This is a genomic window from Arthrobacter sp. 01T428 (genome assembly GCF_056398685.1).
The window spans coordinates 162,948-177,210 of record NZ_JBFTPW010000003.1 but is presented as its reverse complement, the minus strand read 5'-3'; the positions used below and the strand labels follow the sequence as shown (position 1 = coordinate 177,210).

Below are 14,263 nucleotides of genomic sequence, written 5' to 3'. Positions count from 1 at the left end.
AGTGCTGGAACACTGAGGAGCCGTATTGGGAAGCACGGAAGTTGTTAAAGTCGACGACGATGACACTCTGCACCGCAACCTGTGGATCACCCACTTGGGGGCCATGCTCAAGGAACAGCGTGCCGGGCGATTCACAGTCGAGGAATTGGCGGACCGGGCCGGCGTCAGCGCCGGACTGATCAGCCAGATCGAGCGCGGCATCGGTAATCCGTCATTCGCCACGCTCCTTCGCCTCGCCAATTCCCTCGGTGTGCCGTTGGCGAGCATGTTTACCGACCCCAGCGAGACGCAGAACCACATGCTGGTGCGCCGGGCCGATCGCCGCCGCATCGAGATTCCTTCCCAGGGAATCGTCATGGAACTGATCGTGCCGGATGCGGACCGGAAGCTTGGCGTCATCAACATGACCATCCCCGCGCATTTCGACGGCGCGGAGGTTCCGCATTCGCACGAGGGTGAGGAGTGCGTCGTGGTCCAGACCGGCACGCTCGTGGCGAGTGTTGGCGGGCAGGAGTTCACCTTGGGCGAGGGCGACAGCCTGACCTATGATGCCACGCTGCCGCATTGGTGGAGCAACCTCACGGACACCGCGGCCGTCATGGTGGCGATCTCGACGCCGCCGTCGCTGGGCAAATCGCATTGATCAGCCGCCCGCCCGGCCCGTCGTCCCGTTTGGGAATGCTCGTGCCGTCGTCGAACTCGAACGCGGAGTCCCTGACAGCCGACATCCTGGCCGGATCGCCCGACGTCGGCGTCCACTACAGCCGCTTCCGGCTCCCGGCGGACCTCGATGACCGCATCGATGCGACGGTTCTCGGCGACGCGCCGTCACTGCTCAGCGATGCTGAGCTGGATGCCATCGCGTTCCATGGAACGTCGGGATCCTGGACCGGCCTCGAAGGCGACCGGGCACTCGCCGAATCATTGACGCAGGCCACCGGCGCGCCAGCCACCACGGCGTCCCTCGCGCTCGTGGCCGCCCTGGAAGCGCTCGACGCCGGCCGGGTCGCCGTCGTTTTTCCCGGCCCCGCGGGCATCGTGGCACTCATTGAACGTGAGTACGCAGCCAGCGGCCTGGAAGTAGTCCGTTCCTCGGTGCCCGCGACGTCGATGTCCAATCCGGAGATCTCGCGGATGTCCAGCACCGAAATCGGCGCGCTCATGAAGCCCGCCTTTGGTTCCGACGTCGACGCGGTGGTCTGTATCGGGACGAACCTTCGCTCCGCCTATCTTGCGGCCGGCTTCGAATCCGAATTCGGCGTGCCCGTGGTCGACAGCGCAACAGCCACGCTGTGGCATCTCCTCCGGCTGGCCGGAACTGCGCGCCCGATCCCTGGTTGGGGCGCGCTGCTCGCTAGGGCCTAGGGCTCGTCTTCAGCAGCCAGGCCTGGATGATCTGCGATCGCGTCGCAATCCACGCTTGGTTTTTGCCCGCGTGGGACAAGAACGCATCCAGGGCGGCGGCGTAGGCAGGCCGGCCAATGAGGCGCGGGTGCAAGCCCACGTTCATGACGGACGGGCCGTGCCGGCTGTCAGTGAGCATCATGTCGAGCGTGCCGCACAAGTGGCGCGCGAACGCGGTGGCCGTGGGGAACTGCCTGAAGAGGCCCGAGTCGTTGGTGTCACCGGCGTAGGGCAGCACGGGCAACCCCGTTCCGTCCTTCCCCGCCTTGTCCATCCCGGTTCCGGAGTGCGGCAAGTCATCGTTGAAGCTATTGGACTCGTACATGAATCCAGCGGCGGCGAGAATGTCCCGCGTGCCAGGGTTGAGTCCGTCGCGGGAGTACCAGCTGGTCGGCGGAACGCCGGTGCTTCGGGCGATGGAGTCGCGGGAAGCGGTAATGAGCGCGCGCTCCTCCTCGGGAGCGAGCCCGGCGTGGGTATCCCAGTTGTAACCGTGGTCGGCAATTTCGTGGCCGTCCCTGACGAGCGCAGCAGCGATCTGCGGGTTTTGCTCAAGCGCCGTGGCGCAGCAGAAAGCCGTTGCCCTCGCGTCGTGGCGCCTCAGAATGCGCAACACGCGCCAGATGCCTGCCCGTGATCCGTATTCGAAAGCGGATTCCAGCGTGAGGTTCCGGACCGTGGGGTGGGCGGGGTGCTTGATCCAGTGGGCTCCAAGATCGTCCGCTGGGCCCCCGCGGGCGATGCTGCGCTCCGCTCCATCTTCGACATTGATCACCAGGGACACGGCAACGCGTGCATCCCCAGGCCAGCGGAACTCCGGTGGATGCTCGCCGTAGCCCACGAAATCCCGGGAGGTGGAGGGGACTGGCACTGTGGAATCTCCTCTGCGCTTTTTCTCTGTGGTTATAGTGAAGATACTTCGATATCATGAACGTAATCGATAGGGAGTCGAATGTCTACGCTCATCCACGGTGGCACCGTAGTGCCAGGCACAGGCACTACGGTGCTCGAAACGGGAGCAGTGATCCTGCGCCGCGGTCGCGTCGCCGACGTTCTCGAGCGTTGGGATCGCGATCAAGCGTTCGACGGCGAGATGATCGATGCGGGCGGATGCGTCGTGATGCCTGGTCTCATCAATAGCCACGTCCACGGCGTGACTCCCGGGCCACTCATGCCCAGCGGCGCCCCTGCGCTGCCCGACGACGAGTGGCTGGCGAATCTTGACCGCCACCTTCTTGCGGGAACCACCACAGTGCTGAACCTTTGCGGTTTCTGCACCATGGACCATGTCCGGGAAGCCGACAGCCGCCATGCGGTCCATGTCCGCGGAGCAACGACGTATTTGCCCGAGGCTGAGCGGGCCGCACGACTGGCTGACGGCAGGGGACTGCCCGCCCAGGCCGGCCAGAGCACGGTGGAGAAGATGCTCGAGGACGGTGCGATCGCGATCGGCGAGCTCGGCGGCGGACAAACCCTCGGCGGGGGAGGGCAGGACCTGAGCTATATCCCCCGCGCCATCGAAAAGGCGAGCGGCGTGCGCGTGCACTCGGCGCAGGCCCGGCGGATGAAGGAAGCCGTCCTTGGCCGCTTCATCGATCCCGAGGCTTGCGACATGGCCGAACTGCGCGCCGCGGCCGCCGATGCCGGCTTGGAAGGACACATCGGCCTCGTCGAATTGCGGAATATCATCGCGGATTCCGTGTTGCCTTCCATCGAGCCAGCACTCAACGGCATCCGGGAGGGCGTCCAGGCCGCGGCTCGGTTCGGCGTCCCGGCGATTGTACACAGCGCAGCCGCGACAGCCCGAGTCATGCGCGAACTCATGGACGGGACACCACAGGCCACGGCAGGCGGGTCGAAGGCGAGTGTCATTGCCTCCCACGCCAACCACCCCTCGCACACTCCCGCGGAGGCGCTTGCCTTGGCCAAGTTCGGCAGGGACCACGGTTGGCCGGCCGAAGTCTCCGTTTTCGACCTCCTGCACCGCAAACAGACCGTGACCACGCGGGAGCACTGGGATGTACTGCTGCAGGAGCCCGGGCTGGTGGATGTCCTCGCCACGGACTACGGCCACGAGGGCCACCACGATGAATTGATCTCGGCCGTGCAGGATGTGGCCGAGCATGGCTACAGATCCTTGGCCGGAGCAGTGGCCATGGCAACATCCGCTGTGACCGGGTTGATTCCGGGGATTGCGCCGAACGGTGGGCGGATTGAAACGGGACGGGATGCCGACGTCGTCGTCGCCAGCGCCGAAGACTTCCGCGACGTACGGTTCGTCTTCGTCGGCGGCGTCTGCGTGGTGCGGGACGGTCGGCTGACTCCGGCGGCGCACCGGTGAACGGGCCCTTGACTCCAGAGCAGTCCGCGCGACTCATCGAGCTGGTTGGCGAGGCCATCCAGCGGGAGGACGCGGCCGCCGTCGAACGCTCATTCAATGACTTTCAGCGCGGCATGGCCGCGTTGAGGGCCGATTTCGACCCCCGACGTTTGCAGGAAGCCCCTGGAGGAGGCGCGAATGACTGAAGCATGGGAACTGGGAATCACGGAGGCGTCCGGGCTCCTGCGCCGCGGCGAACTTTCGGCGGCCGAACTCGTGGAATCCGTCATCGGGCGGCTCGAGGCCACCGAAGATTCAGTGCATGCGTGGGTCCACGTCGACCGGCTAGGCGCCCGAAACGCGGCCCGCGCCGCGGACAATAGCGCGGCGCGCGGAGAGTTTCTCGGACCGCTCCACGGGATTCCGCTTGGCGTGAAGGACGTCATCGACGTGCGCGGGATGCCGGCTGAAGGCGGGTCCCTGGCGCTCAGGGGCCGAGTTGCTTCCGACGACGCCGGTGTGGTGAGGCACTTGCGGCGGAACGGGGCAGTGATCCTGGGCAAGACGGTGACCCATGAGTTCGCCTTCGGACAAGGGACCCCGCCGTCGAAAAATCCCTGGGGGGCGGAGCGCTACGCCGGCGGGTCCAGCATCGGTTCGGGAGTGGCCGTGGCCGTCGGGAGCGCACCGGGCGCCCTGGGCACGGATACCGGTGGATCGGTGCGGAATCCGGCGTCGGTCAACGGGCTGGTGGGCCTCAAAGCCACGGCCGGACTGGTGGACGGTTCGGGCGTTCTCAACGTCAGCCATACCCTCGACCACATCGGTCCGATCACTCGAAGCGTGTCGGATTGTGCGGTGCTGCTCCAAGGCATGCTGGAGCCCGCGACGGCGGCACGCCTTCAGGAGATGGTGCTCCCCGAGGCGATGCCGGCCCCGACCCGGGTGGCGGTGGATCGTGGCGCTTGGGCCGAGTGGGAGGTCACGCCGGAAGTGGCTGCGGTCCTTGAGCAGGCTCTGATGGTTTTGCAAGGACTCGGGGTGGAGCTTGTTGAGGTGTCCCTCCCGGAACTGAAGATGGCCCTGCCGGCGAGCTTGGCGATTTCGCTGTCCGAATCGGTTGAACACCATCGCGAACTATTGGCCGGAAGCGCTGACAAGTATCTCCGCGGAACCCGCGTGATGATCGAAACCGGCGCCTTGGTGCCGCGAGAAGACGTCCAGTTGGCGCGTCAAGTGCGCTCGTCTCTTCGCGCCTCCCTGCGGACTGCCATGGACAACGCAGGAGTCCAGGCTTTGGTGTCCCCGACGCTGCCGTCCATCGCGCCGATCGAAGCTGACATGTCCCATTCGCTCACCGGCTCAACGGGGAAGGATTCCCTCTCCAGCGCGCTCATGATGCTCTCGCCGGCCAACCTCACCGGAATGCCCGGACTCAGCATCCCGTGCGGATTTGCCGGAGGACAGCCGGTGGGGATGCATTTCCTGGGACGGGAATTCGCGGAGGCGGATCTCTTGGGCATCGCGCACGTCTATGAGAAACACACCTCGTGGCATGCCAAGGTGCCGGTGCGCCGCTGAGCCGTAGTAGCCGTGAACTTTGTCACATAAGCTACTAGGAGAGTAGGAAGAGGTTGGCAGTGCATCCAGAGTCGCGTGGCTTGCGATTTTTCGGCGCGCGCTGGAAGGCCCGGCCCCTTGCCTCCCAGATTCTGGTGTGGTTGCTCTGCATCCTCTTTGTGACAGTCACTCTGGGCGCGCTTCTTTACACCCAGATCAGCAACCAGACCCTCGAAGACCAGTACAGGCTCCGGGCGCTGGGAATCGCCACGACGGTGGCGCAAATGCCGGAAATCGTGACGTCGCTGGGGAACGGAGATCCCACGCACTCGATTCAGGCGATCGCGAGCAAGGTCCAGTCCCAGGCACAGCCGGACTACGTCGTGGTCACCGATCGGAAAGGTGTCCGGTACTCCCACCCGAATCCAAACCTCATCGGGCAGACCCTGGAAGAACCCGTCGCGGTCCTTGACGGGCAGACCCACGTCGGAATAGACAAAGGCAGCCTTGGCGACTCAGTCAACGCCAAGGCGCCGGTGCGCGCGGCGGACGGGACCGTCGTCGGGCAGGTCTCGGTGGGAATCCTGGAGACCACGGAAAGCAGCGAACTCACCAAGCAGGTGTTGCTGATCGCCGGCTATTCAGCCGTGGTGCTCGTGATCAGTGCCATGGGTTCGGCCCTTCTGGCGCGCCGAATCAAGCGGGTCACCTTCGATCTCGAACCGGTGGAGATTGCGTCCCTCCTGCAAGAGCGCGAAGCCTTGCTGCACGGCATCCGCGAGGCGATGATCGGCTTCGACGACGACGGCCGGGTCACCGTCATCAACTCCGAGGCACGCTCCCTGCTACATCTGGAAGAAAACGTGCTGGGAGAGAAGATCGAGGATCTTCTGCCGCCCGGACGGCTTCGTTCCCTCCTGACGGGTGAGATCAGCGGAACCGACCAGATCGTGATCACCGAGGACGCCTTGCTGGTGGTCAACCGGATGTCCGTTGCCCTGGCTGGAAGGAGCATCGGCTCGGTGGTCACATTGCGTGATCGTACCGAGGTTGAGGGCCTCGTCCGCGACCTTCGCTCGGTCGAAGGCCTGATGGAAGCCTTGCGCGCACAGGAGCATGAGTACGCCAACCGTCTCCACGTGGTGGACGGACTCTTGGAGCTTGGAGATGTGGACCAGGCGCGGAATTTCGTATCGCGGATTTCGGACACCTCGCGCTCACTTGGCGAAGGACTGCGCTCGCGGATCGAGCCGCCGGAGCTCGCGGCGCTGCTGCTCGCGAAAATCACCGTGGCTGCCGAGCAGGATGTGGAAATCTCGGTGACCGACGACTCCCAGCTGCGCCAACCGTTCCTTGAAACGCAAGCACTGCTGACGATCGTCGGGAACCTCCTGGACAACGCCGTCGAGATCCTCGCGGAGCAACCCACACCCCGTGAGGTGACCATCCAACTGGACGACTCCTCGGGCATTTTCATTTGCGTGACCGACAATGGGCCCGGTGTTCCTGCAGAATTGGTGGGCACGATCACCGCTGACGGATTCACCACCAAAGAACCGCGGCCGGGAATGCGTCGCGGGATAGGCCTTGCGCTGGTGAGCCGGATCGTTCACCGTGCGGGAGGAACCATGGATGTTTTCCCCGGACCCGGGGGACGCTTTGAAATCTGGTTACCGGAACCGCGTTTGGAATCCGAAACCCCGGTCATGACAGGAAAATCGATCGAATGATCCGCACCTTGGTGGTCGACGACGACTTCCGCGTAGCGCGCATCCACGCCAGCCGCGTGGCCAAAATAGAGGGATACGAATGCGTCGGCGAGGCACACACTGCGGCGGAGGCCAGGGAAGCCGTGCAGCGGCTCAAACCGGACCTTCTTCTGCTGGATGTCTACCTCCCCGATGAAGACGGCATCAGTTTACTGCGGTCCCTTCAGGGAGCCGGCGAAAAGCTCGACGCCGTCATGATCACCGCCGCCCGGGACCTTGAGACCGTGCGGGCCGCCATGCGCGGGGGAGCGGTGTACTACCTCGTCAAACCGTTCGGCTTCGAGCAGCTGCAAACCCAACTCGAGGCCTATCGGCGCTGGCGGCAGGAAGCGGAGTCCCGGACCGTGGCCGACCAGGCGACCGTGGACCAGCTCTTCAGCCTGCGCCGGACGGCTCCCCCTGCGAAAGCACCCCGGCGCCTGCCGCCCACCATGCAAAAAGTCCTCGACATGGTGGTTCACTCCACGGAGCCTTTGGGTGCCTCGGAGATTGCCGGCAGCGTCGGCATCAGCCGCCCGACGGCCCAGCGCTATCTCAGCGAACTCGAACGCAAAGGACTAGTTGACCTGCATTTGGCCTACGGTTCGACCGGCCGCCCGGTCAACACGTATCTGCCGCGCAAGGGGTGAGGACCGGCGGCGGGATATGCTGCAGACGCGGAGCACGCTCCGCTGAGCCGGCGTCCAGCGCCGTTGTGGGGATTTTGGGGGAAGAAGAGTGAAAATTTGGAGCCTGGCCGTCGTGGCCGCGACGGCGTTCGCCTATCTGGGCGCTGTGCCTGCGATGGCGGCACCTTCGGAAGTTCTGGACGTGAGCGGGGTGCCCGTTGGCGTGGTGGTTGGTTCCGACGGCACTGCGTATGTCGGCAACTACGGAGCGGTCGGCGGCATCAGTGTGATACCGCCCGGAGACGCTAAGCCTTCCCGGACTATCACCACGGGAGGATATACCTCCGGCCTGGCATTGGCCCCGGACGGCACCCTGTACGTCGCGGAACGGGACAGCGCCAGCAATCAGTACGACGTGGGCGTTATTCCTGCTGGCGCGAGCGGCGTGGCCCGGAGAATTCCGGTTTCCCCGGGGAGCCATCTGATCGCCGCAGGACCTGATGGGACGATCTATGTTCCGAACCACTCGGAGCACACCGTGTCGGTCATTGCACCGAACGGATCGACCGTGGGCCGGACAGTACCCGTCGGAGCAGGGCCGGTGGAGGTCGCAGTCACGAAGGACGGCACCGCGTTCGTCGCGAACCAAATCGCAGGGACGGTCTCGGTCATTCCTTACGGAGCCAGCGCCGTCTCACGGACCATTCAGGTTAGTTCGACACCCGGCGACACCGAGAACCCCCACGGGATCGCCGCCGGGCCCGACGGAACAATTTACGTCACCAACATCAGTTCCGATCGGGTAGCTGTCATCAAGCCGGACACTGATACGGTTGCATACCGTATCTTCGTCCCGGGAGGCCCCCAAGAGGCAGCCGTCGGGCAGGACGGAACCCTGTACGTGACCACTGTCCAGGACCGCGTGCTGTCCGTCGTCCCGCCGGGCGCAACAGCTGTGGGATCCTCCATTCCCACTGATAAGAACTCCGGCCATCTGGCTGTGGCTCCGGACGGGACGCTCATCGTGACGAGCCCGGGCAACGATACCGGCGACGGCTCGGTATCCCGTTACGCCGCGGTTGCCGCGGGCGCAACAACCTCTGCAGCCTCGAAGCCCGCGCCTGCGGCCACCACAGCCAGAACGCAATCCGACGACGGGACTGTCAGCCCCTGGAGCATCATCACTGCAATCGGCGGCGCCGCCGCGATAGTGGCAATCGCCGTCGCAGTCTTCATCGTGGCCTCGGGACGCCGCAAGAGATCCGCCCTTGGCGACGGCGGCAAGCCTCGATCTGCAACCTAGGGGTTGCTCTTTCTTTAGGTTAATGCAACCCTGTAGTTGCAGTAACTGACTGAAAGGAACAGAATCATGACTATGACTGCAAACCAGGCCTCCGTCGTCGACGCCGGCGAATTCACCGTGAGGCGCACCATCACCATCGCAGCACCAATCGAGAAGGTTTGGGCCGCGATCACCGAGGCCGAGCATATCGCGCGCTGGTTCGGACAGGCCGCCGTCCTCGACGAGGTCGCCGTCGGCGCCGGCGGTGTCTTCTCTTTCGAAGGATACGGCGCCTTCCCGGTGCGGATCGAGGAGCTCGACCCACCCCGAATGATTGCCTGCCGCTGGAGCAACGACGACGCGCGCGGCACCCAGCCCACCGAGGTCGATCCTGAACGTTCGACCGTTTTCCGCTTCACGCTTGAAGCGCTCGACGGCGGAACGCAGCTCACCGTCGTCGAGACCGGTTTCGACACGACGAGCGATCCGGCGTTCAACATGGAGAGCCACCGCCAGGGCTGGGACTCGGAACTCGACGAACTGGCCGCTTATGTCGAGGGTGGGTCGTGACCGCGAGCACCCTGGTTCCAGTGTTCGCCGCACTCGGCGACGAGACGAGGTGGAGCATCCTGGCTGCCCTCGGCGAGGGCGACGCATCGGCGTCGGCCCTCGCCGGGCGGCTCCCGGTCACCCGGCAAGCGATCGCCAAGCACCTCGCCGTACTGCAGGAAGCCGGACTCGTTGAATCGCTGCGCGTGGGCCGCGAACTGCGCTACAGGGTGCTCGGCTCACAGCTGAGCGAGACGGCACGCAGCCTCGAGCGCATCGGCGCAGAGTGGGACCGCCGCCTGGCCGCGATCAAGCGGATCGCGGAGGGACTGTAATTCTTCGACAACGGGCGCGCCTAAGTTGAGCGTCGGTTGCGCGCTTGGTGCGCCAGTTGGATGAATCCGTAGATGAAGGCGGCCTCGATGAGCACCATCAGTCCGAGCCACAGCAACTCGCCGGTGCCGATGAAGTCGATGATTCCGACGAAGACCAGAACGGTTCCGAGGACCAGAGTGTAGACGGCGAAACCAAAGGCCACCCTTGCGCTCCGCACGCCCGTCTGGAAGCCAAAACCCAAGGGTTCTCCTCCCGGATAGCCCTGGACGCGATCGTGTCCCGCGGGCTTGAGCCTGTCGAACTCTTCCCAAGGATCCTGATCCTGATCGGCCATGGTTCCATTATCCCGCGAATGGCGCGGGGTGGCTTGGGGGACGCGTTGCCGTGTCAGGGCGAGGGCCCACGCGTCACATTCGGGAAACGCTCGGGAAAGCCCTGAACAATGGGGGCCATGATGCCCGAAGAACTCACCGCTAGCCCGCGGGCCAAGGACACCGTAGCTGCTGGCGATCGACTGCAGAAAGCCGTCGCCCGAGCTTCCGCCTCGAAAGTACCCGAGGTGACCGTCTTGTTCTGGGTAGTGAAGATCCTCACTACCGGGATGGGCGAAACCACGTCCGATTTCCTGGTGCACAGCTTTGAGCCCGAGATCGCTCTGGGCCTCGGATTTGCGGCGTTGGTAATTTCGCTGGTCCTCCAGTTCCGCGTCCGCCGCTACATCCCTTGGGTGTACTGGACCGCCGTCGCGATGGTCAGTGTGTTTGGGACCATGGCTGCGGACGCTGTCCACGTCGGACTTGGCGTCCCCTATCTGGCGTCGACCCTCTTCTTCACCGTGGCTCTCGCTGTTGTCTTCCTGCTCTGGCACCGGAACGAGAAGACCCTTTCCATCCATAGCATCACCACCCGGCGTCGGGAGGCTTTCTACTGGGCCGCTGTGCTGACAACCTTCGCCCTCGGCACGGCTACCGGGGACCTGGCCGCCTACTCGCTGGGCCTCGGTTACCTCGCCTCGGGCATCATGTTCGCGGTTGTCATCGCTGTCCCGGCACTGGCCCGCTGGCGTCGCCTGCTGGCGGCGATCCCGGCCTTCTGGTTCGCGTACATCCTGACCCGGCCATTGGGGGCGTCCTTCTCCGACTGGACCGCTGTTTCTCCTGACCGAGGGGGACTCGACTGGGGAACCGGCCCGGTCAGCCTGGCCCTGGCCGCGGCGATAGCGGTCCTGGTCACGTTCCTGACGATCGGTTGGAAGCGAGCCCGCAAGTAGGGCGATCCACTGCAAAACGTTTCGTGCTGTTGTTCGTATGTCCTGACATATTTGCGTTAATTCTTCCTCGGGTTAACCCCGGATTCATGGGCCATGACCCACTCCTTCACCTTGCCCTTGGATGGTAGTTCCTGCCCTTGGGGGACTTTTCGGTTCAAGATGAAGGAACACCATGACCAACCGCTTTCTAGCAGCGGCCGCCGTCGCCGTTGTTGCAGCCACCGCTGTGACCGGCTGCGCTCAAAGCAGCACCGCAACGGCCCAGAACAATGGCGCCAGCGCATCCCCGGACAAGACGATCACCGTTTTCATCAGCGGGGACACGAACGTCCAGAACCTGTGGGAAAAGAGCCTTGTTCCCGCCTTCCAAAAGGCCAACCCCGGCTACAACGTGAAGGTCACCCTCGATCTGCACGGCGAGCACGATTCCCAGACCCTGGCGAAACTGACCAGCGCCACGGAGCAAAACAAGGAACCTGACTTCGACCTCGTCGATGGCGGCTTCGTTTCCAAGGCTTCCGCAGCCAATCTGCTGACCTCCGTGAGTTCCCAGACCATTCCGGCATTGAACGATGTCCCGCAGGACGTCATCAAGGCCGGCGGCACCGGTGGCATCCCGTACCGCGGCTCCGCGGTGCTCCTCGCATATGACACCAAGACGGTTGCCACTCCGCCGAAGACCCTCGACGATTTGCTCGCCTGGATCAAGGCAAACCCGGGCAAGTTCACCTACAACTCGCCCAAGTCCGGTGGGTCCGGCGGTGCATTCGTTGCCACCGTTTTGGACAAGTTCGTTCCGGCCGACGCCCGCGCCAAGATGACGGTGGGCTACGAGAAGGATCTCGAGAAGTACTGGGACCAGGGCTTCGCGACGTTGAAGGACCTCAACTCGTCCGTCTTCCAGGGCGGCGTCTACCCCAACGGCAACCAGCAGACCCTTGACCTGCTCGCCAAGGGACAGATCTCCATGGCTCCGGTGTGGTCTGACCAGTTCATCACCGGCTTGACCAACGGCCAGATCCCGTCCACCGTGAAGGCCACCCAGATCAGCAACCCGTCGTTCACCGGCGGCGCCGCCTACCTCGGCATTCCCAAGTCCTCGCCCCGCCAGGAAGCGGCGCTGAAGCTTGCAAACTTCGTCCTCTCGCCGGACGCGCAGACCATGATCATCAAGGAGATGTCCGGTTTCCCGGCCATCAGCCTGGACAAACTTCCGGGTGATGTGAAGGACAAGTTCAAGGACGCAGACACCAACAACCTGCGTAAGGGCTACTTCGACCAGATGGGCAAAGACCTGAACAACCTCTGGGACCAGAAGGTTCCCGGCCAGTGACAACCACGCTTCACAAGCCGGCGGAACTGCAGCAAACAGTTCCGCCGGCTCGTACCACGCGCCCCAAGCGCCTGGGCCAGCGCGCCGTCGGGTTCTTCATGGCACTGCCGCCGATCCTGTTGATCGCGATCTTCGTCGGCTTCCCGATCGTTCTCGCCTTCGGCTTCAGCATCGGCCTGACCGGCGGGTTGAACCACACCATCGCCACCATTGGCCAGAACGTGCACGAGGCAGACGCTTGGTGGGGAACGCTGGCCGCGTACCAGGAGATGTTCACCAACAAGCGTTTCCTCGGGGACCTCCTGGTCACCGTCATCGTGACGCTGGTCAGCACGGCAACGGTCATCTTCCTGGCCTTGGGCATTGGGCTCTACCTCAAGCTGAAAGGCGGTCGAATGGCCCGCCTCCTCTCCGGACTGGCGATCGTGCCGCTCTTCATCCCGGTGGTCATCGCCTCGTGGGCGATCCTGACCTTCTACTCCGGCACCGGTTTCCTCCGGAGCGTCTTTGCCCTCTTCGGGCTTGACTTCCCCGTGTGGGCCTTCACCATGGTCACGGTCATCATCGGCTCGGTCTGGACTTCCCTGCCTTTCGCCGTGCTCATGGTCTCCTCCGGACTGCAGTCCGTGCCGAACGCCATGATCGAAGCAGCCCGCGACGCCGGTGCCGGGTCCTTGCGCACGATCGTATCGGTAATCGTTCCGATGGCGGCAGTTCCCATCATCATCGCGACGACGTTTACGGCCATTGGAATTGTTGGATCGTTCACGGTCCCGTACTTCACCGGGCCCAATTCACCGAACATGCTCGGAGTGGACATGTCCAACTACTTCTCTGCCTTCAACCAGCCACAGCAGTCCGCGGTCATGGCTTTCACTGTCTTCCTGATTGCCTCCGGAATCGCCGCGCTCTACGTGTGGGCGAACTTCCGTTCCGCCAAGGAACAGGGGAAAGTCTGATGGCTCTCCCTACCGGATCCCCGGCTGGGTCCCGCACCCGCAGGCCGCTCACGCTGGACTCGATTGTCCGCAGTGCGCTGGTGGGCCTGTTCGTGGTCCTCATGGTCGTTTTCATCCTTGGCCCCCTGCTCTGGCTGGGCGTCCGCGCTTTCGCAGGCAACTGGACCTTCCCCAACCTCCTTCCCGATGACTGGACATTGCGCTGGTGGCAGGTGGTGGTCAACGACGGCGCGCTCGGAATTGCGGTGCAGAACTCCTTGTTCTTCGCCCCGCTGACGGTCCTTGTGTCTTCGATCATCTGCTTGCCCGCCGCCTACGCCTTCGCCCGCTTTGATTTCCCCGGACGCCGCTTCTTCCTGATCAGCCTGTTCGCGACCAACGCCTTCCCCAAGATGGGCTTGTTCGTCACCCTCGCTGCGCTCTTCTACGCCTTGAACCTGATGAACACGGTGCTGGGAATCCTCGTGGTGCACGTGCTGGGCACCGTGGTGTTCATGACGTGGATTCCGGCGGCAGCGTTCGCTGCCGTGCCGCGGAACCTTGAGGAGGCAGCCCGCGACGCCGGAGCCTCCACATTGCGCGTGTTCGCTTCCGTGACCCTCCCCATGGCCCTGCCCGGGATTATCGTCGCGGCCGTGATGTCCTTCCTGGCGTCCTTCGACGAAGCACAAGGAACGTACTTGGTGGGTGCACCGGCCTTCATGACCATGCCAACGCAGATGTACAGCCTGGTGCTGAACTACCCCACCCAGGTGGCTGCCGTCTTCTCGATCCTGCTGGCGATCCCCTCCGTGGCCCTCATGCTCGCGGCGCACAAGCACATCCTCGGCGGCCAGCTCGCCGAAGGCTTCCAGATCAAATAGCGCATCGCGC

The 14,263-nt window shown here is 64.1% G+C and carries 16 protein-coding genes; 14 read left to right on the top strand and 2 right to left on the bottom strand.

The window, feature by feature from the left end; translation table 11 throughout:
• Positions 1-25: 25 nt before the first annotated feature.
• Both AC1DJB_RS06195 and AC1DJB_RS06190 read left to right on the top strand, forming a co-directional pair.
• Positions 26-643, top strand: a complete 618-nt coding sequence (locus AC1DJB_RS06195; RefSeq protein WP_059388278.1) for a helix-turn-helix domain-containing protein — start codon at positions 26-28, stop codon at positions 641-643.
• Entirely contained in the window at positions 568-1,365 is a 798-nt protein-coding gene (locus AC1DJB_RS06190) for a maleate cis-trans isomerase family protein (protein ID WP_441432781.1), read from the top strand. Before AC1DJB_RS06195 ends, AC1DJB_RS06190 begins: the two co-directional genes overlap by 76 nt.
• Here AC1DJB_RS06190 and AC1DJB_RS06185 read toward each other — a convergent pair.
• On the bottom strand, positions 1,355-2,275 hold the full coding sequence (locus AC1DJB_RS06185) for a polysaccharide deacetylase family protein (protein ID WP_284989446.1): 921 nt from the start codon (positions 2,273-2,275) through the stop codon (positions 1,355-1,357). The two genes, AC1DJB_RS06190 and AC1DJB_RS06185, sit on opposite strands and share 11 nt — an antisense overlap.
• Before the next feature lie 81 nt (positions 2,276-2,356).
• On the opposite strand from AC1DJB_RS06185, the gene AC1DJB_RS06180 reads away from it, so the two are divergent.
• The 8 genes from AC1DJB_RS06180 (at position 2,357) to AC1DJB_RS06145 (ending at position 9,827) form a co-directional block, all read left to right on the top strand.
• Complete coding sequence (locus tag AC1DJB_RS06180) at positions 2,357-3,745, top strand: amidohydrolase family protein (protein ID WP_441437435.1); 1,389 nt, start codon at positions 2,357-2,359, stop codon at positions 3,743-3,745.
• Between the two features lie 8 nt (positions 3,746-3,753).
• Positions 3,754-3,930 (top strand): hypothetical protein, encoded by a 177-nt coding sequence (locus AC1DJB_RS06175; RefSeq protein ID WP_306963828.1) that lies wholly within the window; start codon positions 3,754-3,756, stop codon positions 3,928-3,930.
• The gene (locus AC1DJB_RS06170; RefSeq protein ID WP_476910029.1) at positions 3,923-5,305 is read left to right on the top strand and encodes an amidase; all 1,383 of its coding nucleotides are present in this window, start codon (positions 3,923-3,925) and stop codon (positions 5,303-5,305) included. The genes AC1DJB_RS06175 and AC1DJB_RS06170 overlap by 8 nt, the downstream gene beginning before the upstream one ends.
• Positions 5,306-5,385: 80 nt before the next feature.
• The gene (locus tag AC1DJB_RS06165; protein ID WP_306963824.1) at positions 5,386-7,014 is read left to right on the top strand and encodes an ATP-binding protein; all 1,629 of its coding nucleotides are present in this window, start codon (positions 5,386-5,388) and stop codon (positions 7,012-7,014) included.
• A complete protein-coding gene (locus tag AC1DJB_RS06160; RefSeq protein WP_059388273.1) occupies positions 7,011-7,682 on the top strand; it encodes a response regulator in 672 nt (223 codons plus the stop codon). The genes AC1DJB_RS06165 and AC1DJB_RS06160 overlap by 4 nt, the downstream gene beginning before the upstream one ends.
• Before the next feature lie 88 nt (positions 7,683-7,770).
• On the top strand, positions 7,771-8,964 hold the full coding sequence (locus AC1DJB_RS06155) for a virginiamycin B lyase family protein (protein ID WP_476910028.1): 1,194 nt from the start codon (positions 7,771-7,773) through the stop codon (positions 8,962-8,964).
• A gap of 66 nt (positions 8,965-9,030) precedes the next feature.
• Complete coding sequence (locus tag AC1DJB_RS06150; RefSeq protein ID WP_476910027.1) at positions 9,031-9,513, top strand: SRPBCC family protein; 483 nt, start codon at positions 9,031-9,033, stop codon at positions 9,511-9,513.
• Positions 9,510-9,827 carry an ArsR/SmtB family transcription factor gene (locus tag AC1DJB_RS06145; RefSeq protein ID WP_284989456.1) on the top strand — a complete coding sequence of 106 codons (318 nt, stop codon included), beginning with the start codon at positions 9,510-9,512 and terminating at the stop codon, positions 9,825-9,827. Before AC1DJB_RS06150 ends, AC1DJB_RS06145 begins: the two co-directional genes overlap by 4 nt.
• Positions 9,828-9,847: 20 nt before the next feature.
• On the opposite strand, the gene AC1DJB_RS06140 is transcribed toward AC1DJB_RS06145, so the two are convergent.
• Positions 9,848-10,162, bottom strand: coding sequence for a hypothetical protein (locus AC1DJB_RS06140; protein WP_306963817.1), 315 nt, complete (start codon positions 10,160-10,162; stop codon positions 9,848-9,850).
• Between the two features lie 117 nt (positions 10,163-10,279).
• Between AC1DJB_RS06140 and AC1DJB_RS06135 the strand changes: the two genes are divergently transcribed.
• The 4 genes from AC1DJB_RS06135 (at position 10,280) to AC1DJB_RS06120 (ending at position 14,253) form a co-directional block, all read left to right on the top strand.
• Positions 10,280-11,098, top strand: a complete 819-nt coding sequence (locus tag AC1DJB_RS06135) for a COG4705 family protein (RefSeq protein ID WP_284989459.1) — start codon at positions 10,280-10,282, stop codon at positions 11,096-11,098.
• A 172-nt stretch (positions 11,099-11,270) separates the two neighbouring features.
• Positions 11,271-12,431, top strand: coding sequence for an extracellular solute-binding protein (locus AC1DJB_RS06130; protein ID WP_306963814.1), 1,161 nt, complete (start codon positions 11,271-11,273; stop codon positions 12,429-12,431).
• Positions 12,428-13,390, top strand: coding sequence for an ABC transporter permease (locus tag AC1DJB_RS06125; protein WP_284989461.1), 963 nt, complete (start codon positions 12,428-12,430; stop codon positions 13,388-13,390). The genes AC1DJB_RS06130 and AC1DJB_RS06125 overlap by 4 nt, the downstream gene beginning before the upstream one ends.
• Positions 13,390-14,253: an ABC transporter permease gene (locus AC1DJB_RS06120; RefSeq protein WP_441437431.1), complete on the top strand. Its 864-nt coding sequence runs from the start codon at positions 13,390-13,392 to the stop codon at positions 14,251-14,253. Before AC1DJB_RS06125 ends, AC1DJB_RS06120 begins: the two co-directional genes overlap by 1 nt.
• Positions 14,254-14,263 lie beyond the last annotated feature (10 nt).

What these genes read in the sequence shown, in the direction of transcription:
- AC1DJB_RS06180 (WP_441437435.1), top strand. Translation starts at nt 2,357, where the DNA reads ATGTCTACGCTCATCCACGGTGGCACCGTAGTGCCAGGCACAGGCACT.
- AC1DJB_RS06170 (WP_476910029.1), top strand. Translation starts at nt 3,923, where the DNA reads ATGACTGAAGCATGGGAACTGGGAATCACGGAGGCGTCCGGGCTCCTG.
- AC1DJB_RS06160 (WP_059388273.1), top strand. Translation starts at nt 7,011, where the DNA reads ATGATCCGCACCTTGGTGGTCGACGACGACTTCCGCGTAGCGCGCATC.
- AC1DJB_RS06150 (WP_476910027.1), top strand. Translation starts at nt 9,031, where the DNA reads ATGACTATGACTGCAAACCAGGCCTCCGTCGTCGACGCCGGCGAATTC.
- AC1DJB_RS06140 (WP_306963817.1), bottom strand. Translation starts at nt 10,162, where the DNA reads ATGGCCGATCAGGATCAGGATCCTTGGGAAGAGTTCGACAGGCTCAAG.
- AC1DJB_RS06135 (WP_284989459.1), top strand. Translation starts at nt 10,280, where the DNA reads ATGATGCCCGAAGAACTCACCGCTAGCCCGCGGGCCAAGGACACCGTA.
- AC1DJB_RS06130 (WP_306963814.1), top strand. Translation starts at nt 11,271, where the DNA reads ATGACCAACCGCTTTCTAGCAGCGGCCGCCGTCGCCGTTGTTGCAGCC.
- AC1DJB_RS06120 (WP_441437431.1), top strand. Translation starts at nt 13,390, where the DNA reads ATGGCTCTCCCTACCGGATCCCCGGCTGGGTCCCGCACCCGCAGGCCG.